This is a genomic window from Streptomyces sp. NPDC093085, assembly GCF_040683935.1.
In the GTDB taxonomy this organism is placed as follows: domain Bacteria; phylum Actinomycetota; class Actinomycetes; order Streptomycetales; family Streptomycetaceae; genus Streptomyces.
The window spans coordinates 248,380-269,098 of record NZ_JBFBFB010000006.1 but is presented as its reverse complement, the minus strand read 5'-3'; the positions used below and the strand labels follow the sequence as shown (position 1 = coordinate 269,098).

Sequence of the window (20,719 nt, the reverse complement as noted above, 5' to 3'; positions counted from 1 at the left end):
ATGAGTCAGGCTGCGCAGAATCTGAACTGGTTGATCACCAATTTCGTGGACAACACCCCCGGGGTGTCCCACACCGTGGTGGTCTCCGCAGACGGACTTCTGCTGGCCATGTCCGAGGGCTTCCCCCGTGACCGCGCCGATCAGCTCGCGGCCGTGGCGTCGGGGCTGACCTCGCTGACCGCGGGGGCGTCCCGGATCTTCGAAGGCGGCCCGGTCAACCAGACCGTGGTGGAGATGGAGCGCGGCTTCCTCTTCCTGATGTCCGTCTCCGACGGTTCCTCCCTGGCCGTGCTCGCCCACCCCGAGTGCGACATCGGCCTGGTGGGGTACGAGATGGCCCTCCTGGTCGACCGCGCCGGTACGGTCCTCACCCCGGATCTGCGCGCCGAGCTTCAGGGAAGTCTGCTGCACTGAGTCTTCCAGGAACTACCCAGCTACTCACCGTCAGGCCGCCCAACCGGCCCCCCACCGGCCAAGTCAGACGGCACGCAGACATCTTGCTGTCACGCCCGGAGGATTCATGACCCCGCCACCCGCCTCTCACGATCCGTACGGCGTCTCCGTCGACGCCTCGTACGGACCCGAGGGCGATCAGCCGCTGGTACGTCCGTACGCCATGACCGGCGGCCGGACCCGGCCGCGTTACCAGCTCGCCATCGAGGCGCTGGTCAGTACGACCGCGGACCCGGCGCACCTCGCCACCCTGCTCCCCGAGCACCAGCGGATCTGCCACCTGTGCCGTGAGGTCAAGTCCGTGGCCGAGGTCTCGGCGCTGCTGACCATGCCGCTCGGTGTCGCCCGGATCCTCGTGGCCGACCTGGCGGAGGCCGGCATGGTGGCCATCCACCAGCCGGGCAACGGAGAGGCCGGCGGTACGCCGGATGTGACACTGCTCGAAAGGGTGCTCAGTGGACTTCGCAAGCTCTAGCGGCGGTGCGGCCCGATCGACCACCAGCGCGAAGATCGTGGTGGCGGGCGGCTTCGGCGTGGGCAAGACCACGTTCGTAGGCGCCGTCTCAGAGATCAACCCGCTGCGTACCGAAGCCGTCATGACCAGCGCATCCGCCGGCATCGACGACCTCACCCACACCGGAGACAAGACCACCACCACCGTGGCCATGGACTTCGGACGCATCACCCTCGACCAAGACCTCATCCTCTACCTCTTCGGCACCCCCGGACAGGACCGCTTCTGGTTCATGTGGGACGACCTCGTACGCGGCGCCATCGGCGCCGTCGTCCTCGTCGACACCCGCCGCCTCGCCGACTGCTTCCCCGCCGTCGACTACTTCGAAAACTCCGGACTCCCCTTCGTCATCGCCCTCAACGGCTTCGACGGACACCAGCCCTACACCCCCGACGAAGTACGCGAAGCACTCCAGATCGGCCCCGACACCCCCATCATCACCACCGACGCCCGCCACCGCGCCGACGCCAAAAGCGGACTCATCACCCTGGTCGAACACGCCCTCATGGCACGACTGAAGTAGGGGGAGCCGTAAGGCAGTTGCCGTAGACCACCCGGAGGTGGGCCCTGTCCCTGGACACGGCCCGCCGCTGTGTTCATAACATTTCGACAGAGAATTCACGCTCTCCGGCCACCCGCCGCACTCGCGTGGTGTCCCTGCGCACATGCCGGCCCCGTCTTTTGCCGGGGCTCGTTCTCTATGCCCGTTTTAGGTGAGGCCTCCGCCACTCGGAATGGCTGGTTCCCGCTGTTTGGATCGGGAGCGTTCCCCGTGCTGGAATTCGAGAACTCCCGAGTATTACGGCCCTGAAACAAAACACGGCACAGCGTAGGTGCCGACGCCGAGAGGTTGTTGGTCGAGTGAGGCGAAGCACGACAAGCTCCGCGGAGCAGAAGGCGCGGGGCAACTTCACCCCGCCGCCGCGTGCGGCGGCGCCCGCCGTCACCACCGGCCCGCCCCCGGCGGCCGGCAGCCCGAGCCGGTTCTCGCCGCGCAACTGGCGGGTGACCACCCGGCTCTACGCGATCCTCCTCGTCCCCGTCCTGGTCGGCCTCGTCATGGGCGGCTTCCAGGTCAAGGCGTCGGTGGACACATGGCAGGCCGCCAAGGACGCGGAGCGCACCGCCCTCGTCGTCAAGGCCGCCTCGGAGTACGGCCACGCGCTCCTCAACGAGCGCGACCTCACCGCGCAGTCGTTGCTGACCAACAAACGGGACGCGCCGGTCGTCGCCCAGAGCTACGCGGCGACGGACGCGGCGAAGAAGAAGTTCGACCTGGCGGTCGGCGACATGCCCGCCGAGCAGGGCCTCGAACGCCGGCTCGGGCTCTTCCGCAGCGTGGAACCGTCGCTGGAGAACATCCGCAAGACCGCGTTCACGGCCGGGGTGGAGACCCCGGACAAGAGCGGCGGCAACGGCGGCCCGGTCGCCACCGAAGAGGCGTACGTGCCGCTGGAGCACACCCTCATGGAGTTCGCCAACGAACTCGGCCTGGGCACCGGGAACATCACCAGTTACGGCCGTACCGTCTACGCCATCGGGCTGGCCAAGGGCGCCGAGTCGCTCCAGCGCTCCATCGGTACGCACCTGCTGGTGCGGCCGAGCCAGAAGGCCGACGTCAGGAGCGGTCAGACGATCGCCTTCTCCAGTTACGCCTATCTGGAGGACATCGCCATCGGCGAGTACCTCTCCGGTGGCACCCAGGAGGACGCGGTCAAGCTCCAGCAGGTCATGCGGGAGCAGACCGCGGAGGCGACCAAGAAGATCGCCGCCGCGCAGCAGCAGGCCGCCGCCGCGGGCCAGGAGTTCACCGCCCCGCCGAGCAAGGACGGCTCCGTCTTCGACGGCATGGTGGCGGCGATCGCCTCCGGGGACAGCCCGGAGCAGCTCGCCCAGCGCGGGATCACCCCGGAGACCTGGATGGCGGCCTCCACCGCCAAGTTCGACGGGTACAACACGATCGAGACGGACCTCGTCGACAAGGCGGTCTCCGAGGCGTCGTCGATCGCGGACAACGCGCGGAACAACGCGATCATCAACGGTGCGGTGGTGCTGGTCGCCCTGCTCGCCGCGTTCATCCTGGCGGGCATCATGGCGCGGCAGATGAGCCGGTCGATGCTCTCGCTCCGTACCGCCGCCTTCGGCATCGCCGAGCAGCGGCTGCCGATGCTGGTCGACCAGCTCTCGCGGGCCGAGCCGGGCCGGGTCGACACCCGGGTGCAGCCCATCCCGATCGACTCGCGCGACGAGATAGGCGAGGTCGCCCGCGCCTTCGACCAGGTGCACCGGGAGGCGGTACGGCTCGCCGCCGAGCAGGCCATGCTCCGGGGCAATGTCAACGCGATCTTCACCAACCTCTCGCGCCGCAACCAGTCGCTGATCGAAGGCCAGTTGACCCTCATCTCCGATCTGGAGAACAACGAGGGCGACCCGGACCAGCTCGAAAACCTCTTCAAGCTGGACCACCTGGCCACCCGTATGCGCCGGAACGGCGAGAACCTGCTGGTCCTCGCGGGCGAGGAGCCGGGGCGCCGCTGGAACCAGCCGGTGCCGCTGGTGGACGTCCTGCGCGCGGCCTCCTCCGAGGTGGAGTCGTACGAGCGCATCGAGCTGACCGGGGTCCCGGAGACGGAGATCCACGGCCAGGCCGTGACCGACCTCGTCCATCTCCTCGCCGAGCTGCTGGAGAACGCCACCACGTTCTCCTCCCCGCAGACGAAGGTGCGGGTCACCGCGACACGGCTGCCGGACGGCCGGGTGATGATCGAGATCCACGACAAGGGGATCGGGCTCACCGCCGAGGACTTCGCGGACATCAACCACAAGCTGGCCAACCCGCCGACGGTGGACGCCACGGTCTCCCAGCGCATGGGCCTCTTCGTGGTCGGCCGCCTGGCGGACCGGCACGGGGTACGGGTCCAGCTCCGCCCCTCGGGCGAGCAGGCGGGCACCACCTCGCTGGTCATGCTGCCGGACGCGATCACGCACGGCGGCGGGGGCGGGGCCGCGGGCGCCGGCTCCGGCGAGGAGTTCACGGTCTCGCAGATCCTGCCGGAGCAGCCCAACCTGCCGGAGAGCGAGCAGCAGTCCTTCCCGAGCCCCCCGATGCTGACGGCGGCGGAGCTGGGCTTCGACGACTCGCGCTACGAGCAGCCGCAGGAGCAGGGGTCCGGCCAGGCCGACCAGGCCGAGCGGCTCGACCCCGTCAACCGCGCGCAGAAGCGCGACGAGCGCCGCGCGGCCGTCGGGACGGACGGCCAGGCCCCGGCGGACGGGCAGCGGCACTTCACGGCCGAGGACGGCGCCTTCCCGCCGGGCCCGACGGCGTACGGAACGGGGTACGGGGCGCAGCAGCCCGCCGCCGGGACGGCCGGGGCGGTCGGGGCGGAGTTCGACACCGGCGGCTTCGACGCGTTCCCGCAGCGGAACGAGGCGTTCGCGCCGCAGGCGGAGGCGTTCCCGCCCCCGGCGGACGCGTTCGCGCAGCCGTCGCCTTCGGACAGTTTCGCGCAGCCGTCCGACGCCTTCGCGCCGGGGAGCGACCCGTTCGCGCCCGCCGAGACGTACGGGCACTCCGACGGGTTTCCGGGGATCCCGCCCCAGCAGGGGTATGCGGAGCCCCCGTACCCCGCCGCGCAGGGCGCCGGGTCCTCGTACGAGAATCTCTTCAACCCCCAGCCCCACCAGGGTGAGTGGAGCGACGGGAACGGTTTCCCCGGGACGTACGGCTCGGAGCCTCCCGCCGATCCGGAATCGGACCTCGGCGCTCCCGGGAACGCCCGGGACAACGTAGGCTTGAACCGTCCGGGGCCCTCCCCGAGCACCAGTCACGAGCTGACGGACGCGGGTCTGCCGCGCCGTGGCGGCGGCCAGGCGCAGAAGCCGCGGTCGCCGGAGGCGTGGCAGCCGACCGGTGAGGGCGAAGGACAGCCGCCCGTACAGGCCTCGTCGACGGCGCTGAACGGGCGGGGCACCACCGGGAGCGACTTCCAGGACGAGCAGGGCAGTGAGCAGGACAAGGGCCGCGGCGCGGGGGAAACCCCGGGCGACGGTCTCGGCACCACCCGGACCACCGGTCAGCTCAACGGCCTGCTCAACGGCCGGGGGGAGACCGCCGGGCGGAACAACGGCGGTGGACAGGGCGGCGGACCGGGCGGCGGCCTCCTCGGCGGCGCCGGCCAGGGTGTCGGCGGGCAGGCGGACGCCGGTCCGGACGACGACTGGCGGGCGCGGAACGACGAGCGCTGGCACCGCGCGGAGAAGCTGCGCGAGCCGAAGGCGGGCGGAGTCACCTCGTCCGGTCTGCCCCGTCGGGTGCCCAAGGCCAATCTGGTCGAGGGCGCCGCGGAGCAGACCACGCACAGCGGTCCCCTGGTCTCCCGTGCCCCGGAGGACATCCGGGGCAGGCTGAGCAACCTGCGACGCGGCGTCGAGCGGGGCCGCAACGCGGGAGCGGACACGAACGGACCGGGCCGCGGCCCGGGCAGTACCTACAACCAGGAGCGTTAGTGTGAGCCCGATGAGCCAGGCGGCGCAGAATCTGAACTGGTTGATCACCAACTTTGTGGACAACACCCCCGGGGTGTCCCACACCGTGGTGGTCTCCGCCGACGGACTCCTGCTGGCCATGTCCGAAGGATTCCCCCGCGACCGCGCCGATCAGCTCGCGGCCGTCGCGTCGGGGCTGACCTCGCTGACCGCGGGCGCGTCCCGCATCTTCGAGGGCGGGGCCGTGAACCAGACGGTCGTCGAGATGGAGCGCGGCTTCCTCTTCCTGATGTCCATCTCCGACGGTTCCTCGCTGGCCGTCCTCGCCCACCCCGAGGCCGACATCGGCCTCGTCGGGTACGAGATGGCCCTCCTGGTCGACCGGGCGGGGACGGTCCTCACCCCGGACCTCCGCGCCGAGCTTCAGGGCAGTCTGCTGAACTGACAGACAGTGCGCTGTTGGCCGCCGCACCATTAGGGTGCGGTGGCGCGGATGTATCGGTGTCCGCCAGGATCGGGCCCGGCGCCCCGGCGGTTCGGAGGAGGAAACGTGGCTACACCCCCAGGTGGGCATACTTATGACGGTGGCTCCAGGTCTCCGGGTGAGCATGTCCAGAACCGGTTCAACTTCCCTTCCACGCCCAGCGGACAGAGCGTCGGACAGGGCGGGCAGAGCCATGAACAGGGCGGACCGGGCCACGGTGGTCAGGGCGGTCACGGCGGTCACGGTGGTCCCGGCGGTCAGGGGCACCCGGGACCGGGCGGCGGGCCCGGCGGGCCGCAGCACCAGCCGTACCAGCAGCCTCCCCCGCCATCGCAGTACGAGTACGACGAGCCGCGGCAGCCGCGCATCCAGCCGGTGCCGCCGCGGCGCTCCCCGGAAGCCGAGCCTTCCATGGGCACACACAATCCCTTGGTGCGCCCGTACGCCATGACCGGCGGCCGGACCCGGCCGCGTTACCAGCTCGCCATCGAGGCGCTGGTCAGTACGACGGCCGATCCGTCGCAGTTGCAGGGGCAGTTGCCCGAGCACCAGCGGATCTGCCGGCTGTGTTTCGAGATCAAATCGGTCGCCGAAGTATCGGCGCTCCTCTCCATTCCTCTCGGCGTGGCCCGGATCCTCGTAGCCGACCTGGCGGAGGCGGGCCTTGTAGCCATCCATCAGCCCGGTGGCGACGAGGCCACCGGTGGCCAGCCAGACGTGACACTGCTCGAAAGGGTGCTCAGTGGACTTCGCAAGCTCTAGCGGCGGTGCGGCCCGATCGACCACCAGCGCGAAGATCGTGGTGGCGGGCGGCTTCGGCGTGGGCAAGACCACGTTCGTAGGCGCCGTCTCAGAGATCAACCCGCTGCGTACCGAAGCCGTCATGACCAGCGCATCCGCCGGCATCGACGACCTCACCCACACCGGAGACAAGACCACCACCACCGTGGCCATGGACTTCGGACGCATCACCCTCGACCAAGACCTCATCCTCTACCTCTTCGGCACCCCCGGACAGGACCGCTTCTGGTTCATGTGGGACGACCTCGTACGCGGCGCCATCGGCGCCGTCGTCCTCGTCGACACCCGCCGCCTCGCCGACTGCTTCCCCGCCGTCGACTACTTCGAAAACTCCGGACTCCCCTTCGTCATCGCCCTCAACGGCTTCGACGGACACCAGCCCTACACCCCCGACGAAGTACGCGAAGCACTCCAGATCGGCCCCGACACCCCCATCATCACCACCGACGCCCGCCACCGCGCCGACGCCAAAAGCGGACTCATCACCCTGGTCGAACACGCCCTCATGGCACGACTGCGCTGAGCGTCGGTCCACGGATGCCCGGTGCCGTACGGCGCCGGGCACCGGCCTTTCCCGGCACCGGCGCCCCTCCGGGCCGGAGCCGGGCCCCGGGCCGTATCCGGGCCGCGTCCGCCCCGTACGGGCATCACGGCATGACGAAAGCCCCCGCACTCCGGTGCGGGGGCTTCGTCGTGTGCGACGGTACGGCGCGGGCGGTCAGCCCTGCCAGCTGTGCGGGGCGCGGAAGCCGGGGGTGCGCTCCAGGCGGCGCCAGCCGGCCGTGGAACGGCCCCGGTGGGCCGGGGCGGCGGCCGGCCTGGTGGCGGCGCGGGCCAGCAGGAGGGCGGTCAGGGCGGCCAGTTCCTCCGGGGCGGCCTCGCCCTTCTCGACGCGCAGCAGGGAGTCGTTCGTGGCTTCACTCATGGAGTCGTTCTCCGTTGTCTCGGCAGGGACGGCGACGGCGGGGCGCGCGGCGGGCGCGGGGCGCCGGGTCACTGCGGGGGGTTGCCGTGCTTGCGGGACGGCAGGTCGGCGTGCTTGGTACGGAGCATCGCGAGCGCGCTCACCAGGACCTCACGGGTCTCGGCGGGGTCGATGACATCGTCGACGAGGCCGCGCTCCGCGGCGTAGTAGGGGTGCATCAGCTCGGACTTGTACTCCTTGACCATGCGGGCGCGCATGGCGTCGGAGTCCTCGGCCTCGGCGATCTGCTTGCGGAAGATGACGTTGGCGGCACCTTCGGCGCCCATCACCGCGATCTCGTTGGTGGGCCAGGCATAGGTCAGGTCGGCCCCGATGGACTGGGAGTCCATGACGATGTACGCGCCTCCGTACGCCTTGCGCAGGATCAGGGAGATCCTCGGCACGGTGGCGTTGCAGTAGGCGTAGAGCAGTTTGGCACCGTGCCGGATGATTCCGCCGTGCTCCTGGTCGACGCCCGGAAGGAAGCCGGGGACGTCCAGCAACGTGACGATCGGGATATTAAAAGCATCACACATCTGGACAAAGCGCGCAGCTTTCTCCGATGCCTCGATGTCCAGCACCCCGGCCAGGGACTGCGGCTGGTTGGCGACGATGCCGACGACCTGGCCGTCGAGGCGGGCCAGGGCGCAGATGATGTTGCGGGCCCAGCGCTCGTGGATCTCCAGGTAGTCGCCGTCGTCGACCAGTTCCTCGATGACCTTGTGCATGTCGTACGGGCGGTTGCCGTCGGCGGGCACGAGGTCGAGGAGGACGTCGGAGCGGCGGTCCGCCGGGTCCTCGGAGAGGACGGTGGGCGGGTTCTCGCGGTTGTTCTGCGGGAGCATCGAGAGGAGGTAGCGGACCTCGGCGATGCAGGTCTCCTCGTCGTCGTACGCGAAGTGCGCGACGCCCGAGGTCTCGGCGTGCACGTCCGCGCCGCCCAGGCCGTTCTGGGTGATCTCCTCGCCGGTCACGGCCTTGACGACGTCGGGGCCCGTGATGAACATCTGCGAGGTCTCGCGGACCATGAAGACGAAGTCGGTGAGGGCGGGGCTGTAGGCCGCGCCGCCCGCGCAGGGGCCGAGCATCACGCTGATCTGCGGGATGACGCCGGAGGCGCGGGTGTTGCGCTGGAAGATGCCGCCGTATCCGGCGAGCGCGGAGACGCCCTCCTGGATCCGGGCGCCCGCGCCGTCGTTGAGGGAGACGAGCGGGGCACCGGCCGAGATGGCCATGTCCATGATCTTGTGGATCTTGGTGGCGTGGGCCTCGCCGAGGGCGCCGCCGAAGATCCGGAAGTCGTGGGCGTAGACGAAGACCGTACGGCCTTCCACCGTGCCCCAGCCGGTGATGACACCGTCGGTGTACGGCTTCTTCGCCTCCAGGCCGAAGCCGCTCGCCCGGTGCCGGCGGAGCTGCTCGACCTCCTTGAACGATCCTTCGTCGAGCAGCAGCTCGATGCGCTCACGGGCGGTGAGCTTGCCCTTGGCGCGCTGGGCCTCGGTGGCGCGGTCGCTGGGGCCTCGGCGGGCCGTCTCGCGCAGGGCGTGCAGTTCGGCGACCCGGCCCCGGGCGTCGGTGGGCTCGCTCGGCGTCTCGTCCACTACGGTCATGTCCCAACCCTACGAACCCCGCCAAGGAATGCGCGCCGTCGACTCCGCACAGTCTCCCGCGGGTATTCCTGGTGGGCATGGACAGAACGGGGGCTCCGACGGCGACACCGGACAGCACGGGCCCCCTGGCGGTTGTAGGGATCCGCCATACCGGTCGGCCGTCCCGGTCGGCCGTCCCGGTCGCGCGGGTGTTCCAGCCGTGCGGGCCTTCCGGTGTACGACGTGGCGGCCGCGCTCAGCGCAGTTCCAGGGTGCAGGTGTGGCGGGCGCAGGCCGTGCCCGGGGTGATCCTCAGCCGTACCGTACGCCCCGCCGCCAGGACCTCGACGGAGGGGTCGTGGGCGGTGACGCGGCGTACGGGGCGGTGCGTGCGGTCCCAAACGACCTCCAGGGGCGCGCCGGTGCGGGGCGGCTCCGCGACGTACAGGGCGGCGGTACGGCCCCGCTCCACGGCGAGGAGGCTCGCCGGGGCGGTGGCGGAGAGCGGCCCGGCCGTTCCCGGGGTCCAGAAGTTGGCGGCGACGCAGCCGAGCCGCCGGACCGCGACGGCCTGGGCGTGCTCCGTGTTGGCCAGGATGTCCAGCCAGTGGCGGTCGGCGGCGCGGGCGGCCACGGCGCGCCGGCCGGCGCCGGGGAGCAGCAGATACGCGTACGACGCGGCCACCGGGTCGGTGCCATGGTCGAACCAGAGGCTCCGGTAGCGCCGGGTACGGCGTTCGGGTGAACTGGTGGTGTTGATGTCGCTCCACGCGCCGGTGCGCGCCTCCGCGAGGGTCCGTACCCGCGCGCCCCCGGGGAAGACCCAGCCGCCGTGCCCGGCCAGATGCGCCCAGCGGGGGCGGGTCCCGCCGCCGGGGTCGAGGGTGAAGCCGCCGGGGTCCCGCTCGCCCAGGTTCCGGTTGTCGATCACCGTCTCGACGGGCACGCCGTCCCGTGCGGTGATCCCGGCGCCGAGGCAGACGACGGTGTCATCGAGGCAGAACCAGGACTTACGGGCCTCCAGGGTCGAGCCGAGCCCCTTGAGGTGCTGCCCGACGGCGGCGTACGTCCCGTCGGTGACGCCGCCGACCCACCGTACGGCGGGCTTCGGCTCCCCCCACTCGCCGCCCGCGCGGTCGGCGAGCCGCAGGGTGGAGACGGTGGTGCCGGGCATGCGGTACGGGTCGACGGTGGGCCAGAACCAGTCGGTGTACTGGCCGGTGGTCCCCTCACCGGTCCCGATCCCGGTCCCGGCCGGTCCGGCGGTCCACCACAGGAGCATCCCGGATCCGGTGTGCCAGCCGTGCGGATGCTCGCCGTTGCCGCACTCGTAGTGGGCGATCCGCTCCGAGGCCATGGAGATGTTCGCGGCCCACCCCGGGCGGCGGTGGACGGCCCGGTCCATGGCGGCGAAGAGGGTGTGGCCGACCGGCTCGGGCGCGGCGGGGAGCTCCGAGGCGGCGACGGCGTGGAGCCGGGCGAGGTCGGCGACGTCGAACTGGCGGGCGGTGAGGACGGGCGCGACCGTGTTCCGCTCGATCCACCCCTTGAGCAGCCCGGTCCAGCGGGCGCGCTCGGCGGCGTCCGCCGCGCCCGCGAGCAGGGCGATGGCGGCGATCACGCCCTGGCCATGGAAGTGGTCGCTCCGCATGACCCGGCGTTCGTCGCTCAGCAGATAACCGCGGCTGACGGCGCGCCCGTTGACGCTGTCCATCATCAGCCCGTGGAAGATCAGCGGGGCGAAGGCGCGCTCCACGCCGTCCAGGACGGTGCGCCGGGCCGGGTCGGTGACCTCCCAGGGCGACCCGGCGAGCAGGGCGAGGAGCCGGCCGAGGCCGTCCAGCAGGACCTGGCCGTACGTCCCGGAGTAGGCGACCCAGGTGTGCTGCACGAACGACCCGTCGGCGTAGAGCCCGTCGCCCGTGGTGACGTACGGGAAGACCGGCGAGAGCGCGTCCCTGGCGAGCGCGATCCGCTCCGGCGCGCGGCCCAGGACGCCGCGCAGGGCGACGGAGCGGCAGAGGTCGACCCGGTTGGCGCCGGTGCTGGTGCCGGTGTACTCGGTGAGCAGGGTGTCGGGGATGAAGTGGTCGACGGCGGCGGTGGCGGCGGTGCGCCGCGCCTCGCCGAGCCGGTCGTACAGCACGGCGGTGATGTCCATGAGGAGCCGGGGGGTGCCGATCTGCCACTCCCACCAGTTGCCGTACGGGGCGGTCCCGGGGTGGTAGACGGTGGCGCCGAGGTGGTCGAGCCCGCCCCGTACGGCGTCGAGCAGCCCGGCGTCCCCGGTGAGCCCGGTGCCGGGCTGGGCGTGGGCCCGGGTCATGGTCCAGAGCCGGCTGTAGCTCTGGGTGATCCCGGAGGGCGGGTCGTACGGCAGCCCCGGCCAGAGCGATCCGGCGGCCGGCTCCATGGTACGCAGGAACCCCGAGGCCAGCTCCCCGGTCTCGGCGAGCCGGGCGGCGTACGGCTCGGCCCCCGGGTCGTACCCGCTGCCCAGCGCGAGATCCACCCAGCGCAGCCGCAGCTCCTCGAAGGGGTCGTCGGGTACGGGGGCGAGGGGCGCGGCGGAGGCCGTGGCGGCCGCGTACGGAAGGTGTACGGCCCCGGTGGCGGCCAGCACCCCGAGCACCCCCCGGCGACTCCAGACGGGCGAGGACGACACGGGGCCTCCCGGGGCGAGAGCGGGGCGGACGGCTGCCCGTTGGTGTAGCACCGCACGGGGCGCCTTTCAACGGCCCCCGCACGGCGGGGCGGTCATGACACGGCGCGGCGGGCATGTCACGCCGCCGCGTCCACCGCCCCGGACGCGGGGCACGCCCCTGGCGCACCGCCCACGTCAACGGGCGCAGGACGCCAGCGCTTCCCCTGACGCACTGCTCACGTCAACGGGCGCAGTACCCCGGCACCTCGCCAGGCGTACCGCCCACGTCAACAGCGGCAGGACCCCTGCGCTTCCCCTGGCGTACCGCCCACGTCAACAGCCGCAGGACCCCGGCGCCTCCCCAGGCGTACCGCTCACGTCAACGCCGCTCTCTCCAGCCTCGCATGACGGCGCGTCAGTTCTCCCACGGTGTGAGAGCGCTCTCAGTCCCACTACTTGACTCGTTCCCCACCCGCAGCGAGGCTGGGGGGCCACGCTGGGCGCCTCCTCCCACCCGCCGCGCCCTCGTGCCCCCCACATATCTGGAGTTCTTCCGTGATATCCCGCCGACTGTTCCTCACCGGCACGGCCGCCGCGGCGACAGCGCTCACCTACCCCGTGTGGGGAAGCGCTCTCAGCCCCCACGCCTCCGCGGCGCCGGAGACCTGTGAACTCGCCCTGCAGAACAAGTCGCTGCCCGGCTCGGTCAACGCGTATGTCACCGGGCACGACGGCGCCACGGGCGACTGGGTGCTGCTCCGCGCCGACGGCGGCGTCTACCGGCCGGAGTCCCCCGGCAGCCCGCTCACCCCGCTCCCGGTCGACTGCGCCATCCCGCTCAACCCGGCGGGCGGCGCGCCCGTCGTGCTACGGCTGCCGCAGATGTTCGGCGCCCGCGTCTACTTCGTGCGCGACGACAAGCTGGACTTCTTCCTCAACCCGGGCCCGGCCCTGGTCGAGCCGGCGTTCGCGACGCCCGCCGACCCCAACTACGGCCGTACCTGGTCGTTCTGCGAGTTCACCTTCAACTCGGACCAGCTCTTCTCCAACATCAGCTATGTCGACCTGGTGACGGCGCTGCCCATCGGCATCTCGCTGGAGGGCGACGCCACCCACACGGTCGCCCCGCTGCCCGAGGGCGCGCTGGACCGGATCGCGGACGGGCTCACCGCCCAGGCGGCGAAGGACGGCTACCCGTGGGACAAGCTGATCCTGCGCAACGGCGACGGCCAGGTGCTCCGTATCATCTCGCCGCAGAACGTGCCCGGCCAGACCGGCTTCGACGGGGTCTTCGCCGGCTACGCCGACCGGGTCTGGGAGAAGTACCGGTCCACCGACCTGTCGGTCGACCTCCAGGGCGGCCGGGGCGTGTTCACCGGCCGGGTCGAGGGCGACACGCTCACCTTCAACGGCGGGCACACCTTCGCCAAGCCGACCTCGATGGACATCTTCACCTGCAACAGCGGTCCGTTCGCCAACAACCCGGCCGACTCGGACGAGAAGAAGGGGCTGCTGGCCCGGCTCGGCGCCGCGTTCACCCGCTCCACGCTGCTCACCCACGCCCAGACCCCGAACGGTCTCACGGCGGCGGACTACTACCTCGACGAGGCGACCAACCACTACGCCCGGATCGTGCACGAGCACAACCCGGTCGGCTACGCCTTCCCGTACGACGACGTCCAGGCCGAGGGCCAGCCGGATGTCTCGGGCGCGGCGCACGACGGCAACCCGCGCCGCTGGACGGTCACCGTCGGCTCCTGACGGCGGGAGCGAGAGGGCGGCAGCGGGCCTACGACGGTGCCCCGTCCCCGGCGTCATGGCCGGCGGGGACGGGGCACCGTCGTGTGTTCCGCGGAGGTGTTCCGCGGGGCGCCTCGGCTCAGCAGCCGCCGCAGTTGTAGTACGTGACGTCCCAGTGGTTGCCCTCGTCCGCGTAGAGGTTGCCGGCGCCGGACTTCCACTGCGGGTAGCCGTCGCCGCGCAGCCCGATGTACGTGAACGTGTTCTTCACGTAGTTGGTGAGGCAGGTGGCCTTGCTGAAGTCGAGCTTGTAGCCGTTCCAGTGCGAGTACGTGCCGCTCGCGTGCCCGGTCTCGGTACCGCCGGTGATGGTCAGGGCGCAGCCCGAGGCGCTCCTCAGGGTCTGCGCGCCCTTGGCCGTGTCCAGGTTGAGCTGGTCGAACGAGGTACAGGTCGCGACGTTCCGGTTGGAGCAGTTGCCGGAGGAGGTCCAGCCGATACCGGACGCGCTGAACATCGACGTGGCCGTGGCGTGCGTGATCTTCGTGGCGGCCTGGGCGTCCGTGGCGGTGCTGAACACGCCGAAGCCGGGGGCGAAGAGCGCGCCCAGGACCAGGGCGAGCGCGGTGAGGACGGAGCGGATCTTCATGGGGGGAGGTTCCTCCTGCTGGAGACCGTGATGGGGAGGCGGTGCGGTGGAGCAGGGCGGTGCGCGGCCGATCCTGCCGGATGTCTACGCGCGTCCGCCAGAGGTGCCACGGACTCCGCACATGAATATGACGCGTACATGACGTGCACATCCCGTGATTCCGTTGATCTTTGAACGAGCTTGACTCCATTGGCCTTTGAACGAGAGAGCAACGAGAGAGCGCGGCGCCCCTCGCCCCACCCCATACCAACGGGGTCCGGCCGGGAACGGCTCTCGCCGTCCTGACCGGACCCCGCGGATGCCGGGCCCGCCGTCGCGGGCGCGCCGGGCGCCTCAGAAGCCTCCGCCGTCGAAGCCGCCGCCCCCGCCGAAGTCCCCGCCGCCCCCGAAGTCCCCTCCGCCGCCGCCGAATCCGCCGCCGAAGTCGTTCGGGTTGAAGTCCGCGCCGGAGTAGTCGCCGCCCTCGAAGCCGGAGGTGTCCCCGCCGCCGAAGTCCGCCGCGTACGCGGGGCCCGCCATCATCGAGCCGAGCATCGTGCCCATCAGCAGCCCCGACAGCATCCCGCCGCCGAAGTAGCCGCCGGCCCACGGGCCGTACGCCGGGCCAGCGTCCCAGTACGGGCGGGGCCCCTGGTCGGTCTGGACGGTGCGGGTCATCGGCTCCTCGCCGTCCGCCAGCCGCGCCGCGTCCGCCGCGCAGACCGGCACCGCGCGCCGGGCGGCGCCGGGCTCGGGCGACCACTCGGCGTCCGTGGTGGAGGGACCGTGGCGCGGGTCGAAGAAGCAGGGCGAGCGGCGCTCGGGCAGCGGGGCGCCGGTACGGCGGGCGGCCAGCGTCGCCAGCGAGAAGCGGCCGTCCTCCAGCGCCTCGGTCACGCCGCGTACGTCGTCGGGGCGCCGGGCCTCGCCCATCCGGGCCTTGGCACGCTCGTACGCGTCCAGCGCGTGCTCGTAGTCGGTGCGCATCGCGTCGTCGGCGCCGCGCTCGCCGGGGTGGAAGTCGAGCCGGTCCAGCTCCTCGCCGAAGGCGGTGATGTCCTCGTCCACGACGACCCGGAGCTGCTCCAGCGCCTGCCGCTCGCTCTCCTCCCGCTTGCGGCGGTTCCTGCGCGCGACCGCGTACGCCCCGCCGCCGCCCAGCACGACGGCCGAGCCGAGCACGATCCACCCGGTGGACGAAGTGCCGCCGCCCTCGTCGCCCGCGCCCTCGTCCCAGGAGGCCGGCGCGTGGCCACGGGTCTGCGGGAGCGCCTGGTCGACGAAGTTGTCGAGCTGGGTGGCGGCGTCGACCGGGGCGCTGCCCGCCTTCACCCCGGCGACCAGGTTCGAGACGGCCTGGCGGGAGAGGGCGGACGGATCGGCGCCCGCGTCGAAACGGTCCCCGAGGCGGATGGCGTAGACGCCGGTCACACCGGTGGCGGTCCGTACGGTACGGAGCAGGGTCGCCGCGGGGAACTCCGCGTTGTCCGGCACCACCGCGACGAAGAGCGGCTTGTCCGCGTCCTTGATCTTCTTGGCCAGGGCGTCGGCCTGGGCGGCCGAGAGCTGGTCCTTGGCGCCCGGATCGACGTAGACGGGGCCCTTCTTCAGAGCATCGGCCACCGCCTGGGGGCCGGTGTCGGCGGCGTGCGCGGCGGGCGCCGCGACAAAAGCGGTCGCCGACAGTGCGAGAAGCGATCCGAACAGAAAAGAAAACAGCCTCGGCCTCATGCCTCGACGCTACCCGAACGCGAGCGGGAACGGACGGGCAAAGAGGCGGCAAAATACGCAGGTATCCCGACACCCCCTGCGACACCCCGGCCCGGCATCCCGGCCCGGGCCCCCGGCCCGGCACCCCGGCCCCGGCCGCCCGTCCCCTCCGGCACCCCGGCCGCCCGTCCCGTCGCGGGCAGGTCCTACCGCGCCGGTTCGATGCCCGCGCGCAGCAGGCCGTAGGTGTAGGCGTCCTCCAGGGCCTGCCAGGACGCGGCGATGACGTTCTCCGCGACGCCCACCGTCGACCACTCCCCCGTGCCGTCGCTCGTGGTGACGAGGACGCGGGTGGTGGACTCGGTGCCGGAGCGGCCCTCCAGGATGCGGACCTTGTAGTCGACCAGCTCCAACTTGGCGAGCTGCGGGTAGATCCGCTCCAGGCCCACCCGCATCGCCCGGTCCAGCGCGTTGACGGGGCCGTTCCCCTCCGCCGTGGCGACGATGCGCTCGCCCTTGGCCCAGAGCTTCACCGTGGCCTCGTTGGCATGGGTGCCGTCGGGGCGGTCCTCGACGATGGCCCGCCAGGACTCCGTACGGAAGTACTGGCGCGGCCGGCCCTCCACCTCCGCGCGGAGCATCAGCTCGAAGGAGGCGTCGGCGGCCTCGTACGTGTAGCCCTTGAGCTCCTGCTCCTTGACCCGGCCCACGACGCGGCCGACCAGGTCGCGGTCGCCGCCGAGGTCGATGCCGAGTTCCTTGCCCTTGAGCTCGACGGAGGCGCGGCCCGCCATGTCGGAGACGAGCATCCGCATGGAGTTGCCGACCCGCTCGGGGGCGATGTGCTGGTAGAGGTCCGGGTCCACCTTGATCGCCGAGGCATGCAGGCCGCCCTTGTGGGCGAAGGCCGACACGCCCACGTACGGCTGATGGGTGGAGGGAGCGAGGTTGACGATCTCGGCGATGGAGTGCGAGATCCGGGTCATCTCGGCGAGCGCGCCCTCGGGCAGCACCCGCTGGTCGTACTTGAGCTCCAGCGCGGCGACGACGGGGAAGAGGTTGGCGTTGCCGACGCGCTCGCCGTACCCGTTCGCCGTGCACTGCACATGCGTGGCGCCCGCGTCCACCGCCGCGAGCGTGTTGGCGACGGCACAGCCGGTGTCGTCCTGGGCGTGGATGCCGAGCCGGGCGCCGGTGTCGGCGAGGACGGTGGAGACGACCGCCTGGATCTGGGCGGGGAGCATGCCGCCGTTGGTGTCGCAGAGGACGACCACATCGGCGCCGGCCTCGGCGGCGGCGCGGACGACGGACTTGGCGTACTCGGGGTTGGCGCGGTAGCCGTCGAAGAAGTGCTCGCAGTCGACGAAGACCCGCCGGCCCTGCTCGCGCAGGTGGGAGACGGTGTCGCGGACCATCGCGATGTTCTCGTCCAGCGTGGTGCGCAGGGCCAGCTCGACATGGCGGTCATGGGCCTTGGCGACCAGCGTCACCACCGGGGCGCCCGACTCGACCAGCGCCCTGACCTGCGGGTCCTCGGCGGCCTTGGCGCCGGGGCGGCGGGTGGAGCCGAACGCGACGAGCTGGGCGTGGCGGAAGGTGATCTCCTGCCGGGCCCGGGCGAAGAACTCGGTGTCCCGGGGGTTGGCGCCGGGCCAGCCGCCCTCGATGAAGCCCACGCCGAAGTCGTCCAGGTACCGGGCGATGGCCAGCTTGTCGGCGACGGTCAGGTTGATGCCCTCACGCTGCGCACCGTCGCGCAGCGTCGTGTCGAAGACATGGAAACCGTCGTCGGCGGCCGTGGACTCTGTGGTCATGGTGGACTGCTCCTGTCGAGTGGAAGGTCTGGCTCCACTTGCCCATCATCGCGTGCCGGTCGCTTTCGGCCGTGGTGGGCCGGAAAACGAAAAAACCCCTCGCGGGTGCGAGAGGTCTGCGCGCGGGTCCGGGCAAAGTGTCCGCGCCGTACGGGTGGTACGGGGCGGTCACCGCGGACCGGCGCGCTTGCTGCCGATAATCATGGCGAACGAGAGCACGGGCCGATTTTCGCATGTCTCGCCCGTCCGGAAAGACCCGTCTCACGATACGAACGGAACGGGCGATACGGACGGTGCGGGCGGGGGCGGACGGGGCGGATGGCACGGACAGGGCGGATGGCACGGACGAGCAGGGGGGGCGAGCAAGCGGCGGACGGGCCGCCCGTGTCCGGCCGGGGCTCCCCGGCCGGACACGGGCCCCGGCGGCTCAGCCCAGCCGGTGCATCCAGCCGTGCAGGTCGGGCGCGGTGCCCCGCTGGATGTCGAGCAGCGCCCGGCGCAGCTTCATGGTGACCTCGCCGGGCTGGCCGCCCGACTGGGTCCACTCGCCGCCCGCCGACTTCACGGTGCCGACCGGGGTGATCACCGCGGCCGTACCGCAGGCGAAGACCTCGGTGAGGGTGCCGTTCTCGGTGTCGCGGCGCCACTCCTCCGTGGAGATCCGGCCCTCCTCGGAGGTGTAGCCCAGCTCGTCCGCGAGGGTGAGCAGGGAGTCCCGGGTGATCCCGGCGAGCAGCGAACCGTTGAGCCGCGGGGTGACGATGCGGTCCCCGTACACGAAGTACAGGTTCATCCCGCCCATCTCCTCGACCCAGCGGTGCTCCAGCGCGTCCAGCCAGACCACCTGGTCGCACCCCTTCTCCGCCGCCTCGGCCTGGGCGAGCAGGGATGCCGCGTAGTTGCCGCCGGTCTTGGCGTCGCCGATGCCGCCCGGGACGGCGCGGACGTAGTTCTCGGAGAGCCAGACGGAGACCGGCTTCACCCCGCCCGGGAAGTAGGCGCCGGCGGGCGAGGCGATGACCAGGAAGAGGTACTCGTTCGCGGGGCGGACCCCGAGGCCGGCCTCGGTCGCGATCATGAACGGGCGGAGGTAGAGGGACTCCTCGCCGCCGTGCGCGGGGACCCACGCCTTGTCCTGCTGGACGAGCGCGTCGCACGCCGCGATGAAGGTCTCGGTGGGCAGCTCCGGCATGGCGATCCGGCGGGCCGAGCGCTGGAACCGTTCGGCGTTGGCGTGGGGGCGGAAGGTGGCGACCGACCCGTCGGCCATGCGGTACGCCTTGAGCCCCTCGAAGATCTCCTGCGCGTAGTGGAGCGTCATGGTGGCCGGGTCGAGCGGGAGCGGCCCGTACGGCACGAGCTGGGCGTCGTGCCACCCCCGGCCCTCGGTCCACCGGATCGTCACCATGTGGTCGGTGAAGTACCGGCCGAAGCCCGGGGCGGCGAGGGCCGCCGCGCGCTCCGCGGCCGGCAGCGGGTGGGCGGAGGGCTTCAGTTCGATCGTGAGACCGGTGGTCGGTGTGGTGGCTGGCGTGGTCATGAATACTCGTCCTTCACGTGTGGGTGTGATGGACCGCGCTCACGCCGCTACTGCTGATAGGACGTCCGAGCATTCCCGCATGCCGCGGCCCACTGGCGATTATCACTCGGGGGGTGCGGCGGGGAGAACAGGGGTGAGTGCGGTCCGGGAAGTGTCGGGAGGGAAGCGCCGGAGAGATGTCGGCGCCTCCCGCCGGGATCCCGGTGGCCGCACAGCACGACGCGGCCGCCGGGTTCCAGTGGACCCGGCGGCTGCGGTGAGTCGACGGGTCAGCTCGCTACGCGTACGGCGAGCGCGTCGCCGATCTCGTCGGTGGTACGCGGGGACGCCGTACCGTCACGTCCGGCGAGGTCGGCGGCGACGGCCTCCTCGATCCGGCCGGCCTCGGCGTCGAAGCCGAGGTGGCGCAGGAGCAGGGCGACGGACAGGACGGTGGCCGTGGGGTCGGCCTTGCCCTGGCCCGCGATGTCCGGTGCCGAGCCGTGGACCGGCTCGAACATGGACGGGAAGGTGCGGTCCGGGTTGATGTTCGCGGACGCGGCCAGGCCGATGCCGCCGGTCACGGCAGCGGCGAGGTCGGTGAGGATGTCACCGAAGAGGTTGTCGGTGACGATCACGTCGAAGCGCTCCGGCTGGGTGACGAAGAAGATCGTCGCGGCGTCGACATGCAGATAGTCGGTGGTGACCTCGGGGTACTCCTGCCCGACCCGGTCGAAGATGGTCTTCCACAGGTGGCCCGCGTGGACGAGGACGTTGGTCTTGTGGACCAGCGTCAGCTTCCTGCGGGGGCGGGAGTTCGCCCGCTCGTACGCGTCCCGGACGACCCGCTCCACGCCGTACGCCGTATTGAGGCTCACCTCGGTGGCCACCTCGGCGGGCGTACCGGTGCGCAGCGAACCGCCGTTGCCGGTGTACGGTCCCTCGGTGCCCTCGCGGACGACGACGAAGTCGATGTCCGGGCGGCCGGCCAGCGGGGTCTCCGTGCTGGGGAAGAGCTTCGACGGACGCAGGTTGACGTAGTGGTCGAAGGCGAAGCGCAGCTTGAGCAGCAGCCCGCGCTCCAGGACGCCGGAGGGCACGGACGGGTCGCCGATCGCGCCGAGGAGGATGGCGTCGTGCCCCTTGAGGGCCTCCAGCTCCGTCTCCGGGAGGGTCTCCCCGGTCCGGTGCCAGCGGCGCGCGCCGAGGTCGTACTCCTTGGTCTCCAGCTTCACATCCTGCGGGAGCACCGCGGTCAGGACCTTCAGGCCCTGGGCGACGACCTCCTGACCGATGCCGTCACCGGGGATCACTGCGAGATTGAGGCTGCGAGACATGTCGGCACCTTACCCGCCCGTCCCAGCGGCT

16 protein-coding genes are annotated in these 20,719 nt (G+C 71.6%); 8 read left to right on the top strand and 8 right to left on the bottom strand.

The features are described 5' to 3' along the window. From AB0O07_RS19900 to AB0O07_RS19870, 7 genes are all read left to right on the top strand, one after another. Complete coding sequence (locus AB0O07_RS19900) at window positions 1-414, top strand: roadblock/LC7 domain-containing protein (protein WP_030351794.1); 414 nt, start codon at window positions 1-3, stop codon at window positions 412-414. A gap of 106 nt (window positions 415-520) precedes the next feature. Beyond that, complete coding sequence (locus AB0O07_RS19895; protein ID WP_319683976.1) at window positions 521-928, top strand: DUF742 domain-containing protein; 408 nt, start codon at window positions 521-523, stop codon at window positions 926-928. Beyond that, complete coding sequence (locus tag AB0O07_RS19890) at window positions 909-1,490, top strand: ATP/GTP-binding protein (RefSeq protein WP_189282429.1); 582 nt, start codon at window positions 909-911, stop codon at window positions 1,488-1,490. The genes AB0O07_RS19895 and AB0O07_RS19890 overlap by 20 nt, the downstream gene beginning before the upstream one ends. A 338-nt stretch (window positions 1,491-1,828) precedes the next feature. Then, on the top strand, window positions 1,829-5,476 hold the full coding sequence (locus AB0O07_RS19885; RefSeq protein WP_365634890.1) for a nitrate- and nitrite sensing domain-containing protein: 3,648 nt from the start codon (window positions 1,829-1,831) through the stop codon (window positions 5,474-5,476). Between the two features lie 10 nt (window positions 5,477-5,486). Next, window positions 5,487-5,900: a roadblock/LC7 domain-containing protein gene (locus AB0O07_RS19880; RefSeq protein ID WP_010984131.1), complete on the top strand. Its 414-nt coding sequence runs from the start codon at window positions 5,487-5,489 to the stop codon at window positions 5,898-5,900. Between the two features lie 105 nt (window positions 5,901-6,005). Next, window positions 6,006-6,701, top strand: coding sequence for a DUF742 domain-containing protein (locus AB0O07_RS19875; protein WP_365634888.1), 696 nt, complete (start codon window positions 6,006-6,008; stop codon window positions 6,699-6,701). Continuing rightward, window positions 6,682-7,263, top strand: a complete 582-nt coding sequence (locus AB0O07_RS19870; RefSeq protein WP_031229389.1) for an ATP/GTP-binding protein — start codon at window positions 6,682-6,684, stop codon at window positions 7,261-7,263. Before AB0O07_RS19875 ends, AB0O07_RS19870 begins: the two co-directional genes overlap by 20 nt. A gap of 195 nt (window positions 7,264-7,458) precedes the next feature. On the opposite strand, the gene AB0O07_RS19865 is transcribed toward AB0O07_RS19870, so the two are convergent. The 3 genes from AB0O07_RS19865 to AB0O07_RS19855 form a co-directional block, all read right to left on the bottom strand. Further along, on the bottom strand, window positions 7,459-7,665 hold the full coding sequence (locus AB0O07_RS19865) for an acyl-CoA carboxylase epsilon subunit (protein WP_365634886.1): 207 nt from the start codon (window positions 7,663-7,665) through the stop codon (window positions 7,459-7,461). Window positions 7,666-7,733: 68 nt separating this feature from the next. Continuing rightward, window positions 7,734-9,317, bottom strand: a complete 1,584-nt coding sequence (locus AB0O07_RS19860; protein ID WP_365634884.1) for an acyl-CoA carboxylase subunit beta — start codon at window positions 9,315-9,317, stop codon at window positions 7,734-7,736. A 235-nt stretch (window positions 9,318-9,552) separates the two neighbouring features. Continuing rightward, the gene (locus AB0O07_RS19855; protein ID WP_365634881.1) at window positions 9,553-11,961 is read right to left on the bottom strand and encodes a polysaccharide lyase 8 family protein; all 2,409 of its coding nucleotides are present in this window, start codon (window positions 11,959-11,961) and stop codon (window positions 9,553-9,555) included. A 534-nt stretch (window positions 11,962-12,495) separates the two neighbouring features. Here AB0O07_RS19855 and AB0O07_RS19850 point away from each other — a divergent pair. Then, window positions 12,496-13,701, top strand: a complete 1,206-nt coding sequence (locus tag AB0O07_RS19850; protein ID WP_365634879.1) for a glycoside hydrolase family 64 protein — start codon at window positions 12,496-12,498, stop codon at window positions 13,699-13,701. 118 nt (window positions 13,702-13,819) lie between these two features. On the opposite strand, the gene AB0O07_RS19845 is transcribed toward AB0O07_RS19850, so the two are convergent. The 5 genes from AB0O07_RS19845 to AB0O07_RS19825 all read right to left on the bottom strand — a co-directional run bounded on the left by AB0O07_RS19845 (window position 13,820) and on the right by AB0O07_RS19825 (window position 20,688). Then, window positions 13,820-14,329, bottom strand: coding sequence for a hypothetical protein (locus AB0O07_RS19845; protein ID WP_365634876.1), 510 nt, complete (start codon window positions 14,327-14,329; stop codon window positions 13,820-13,822). A 333-nt stretch (window positions 14,330-14,662) separates the two neighbouring features. After that, window positions 14,663-16,039, bottom strand: coding sequence for a hypothetical protein (locus AB0O07_RS19840; protein ID WP_365634873.1), 1,377 nt, complete (start codon window positions 16,037-16,039; stop codon window positions 14,663-14,665). Between the two features lie 185 nt (window positions 16,040-16,224). Further along, entirely contained in the window at window positions 16,225-17,832 is a 1,608-nt protein-coding gene (gene cimA, locus AB0O07_RS19835) for a citramalate synthase (protein WP_365634871.1), read from the bottom strand. Window positions 17,833-18,259: 427 nt separating this feature from the next. Next, entirely contained in the window at window positions 18,260-19,372 is a 1,113-nt protein-coding gene (locus tag AB0O07_RS19830; RefSeq protein WP_365634868.1) for a branched-chain amino acid aminotransferase, read from the bottom strand. A gap of 269 nt (window positions 19,373-19,641) precedes the next feature. Beyond that, window positions 19,642-20,688 carry a 3-isopropylmalate dehydrogenase gene (locus AB0O07_RS19825; protein ID WP_365634865.1) on the bottom strand — a complete coding sequence of 349 codons (1,047 nt, stop codon included), beginning with the start codon at window positions 20,686-20,688 and terminating at the stop codon, window positions 19,642-19,644. Window positions 20,689-20,719 lie beyond the last annotated feature (31 nt).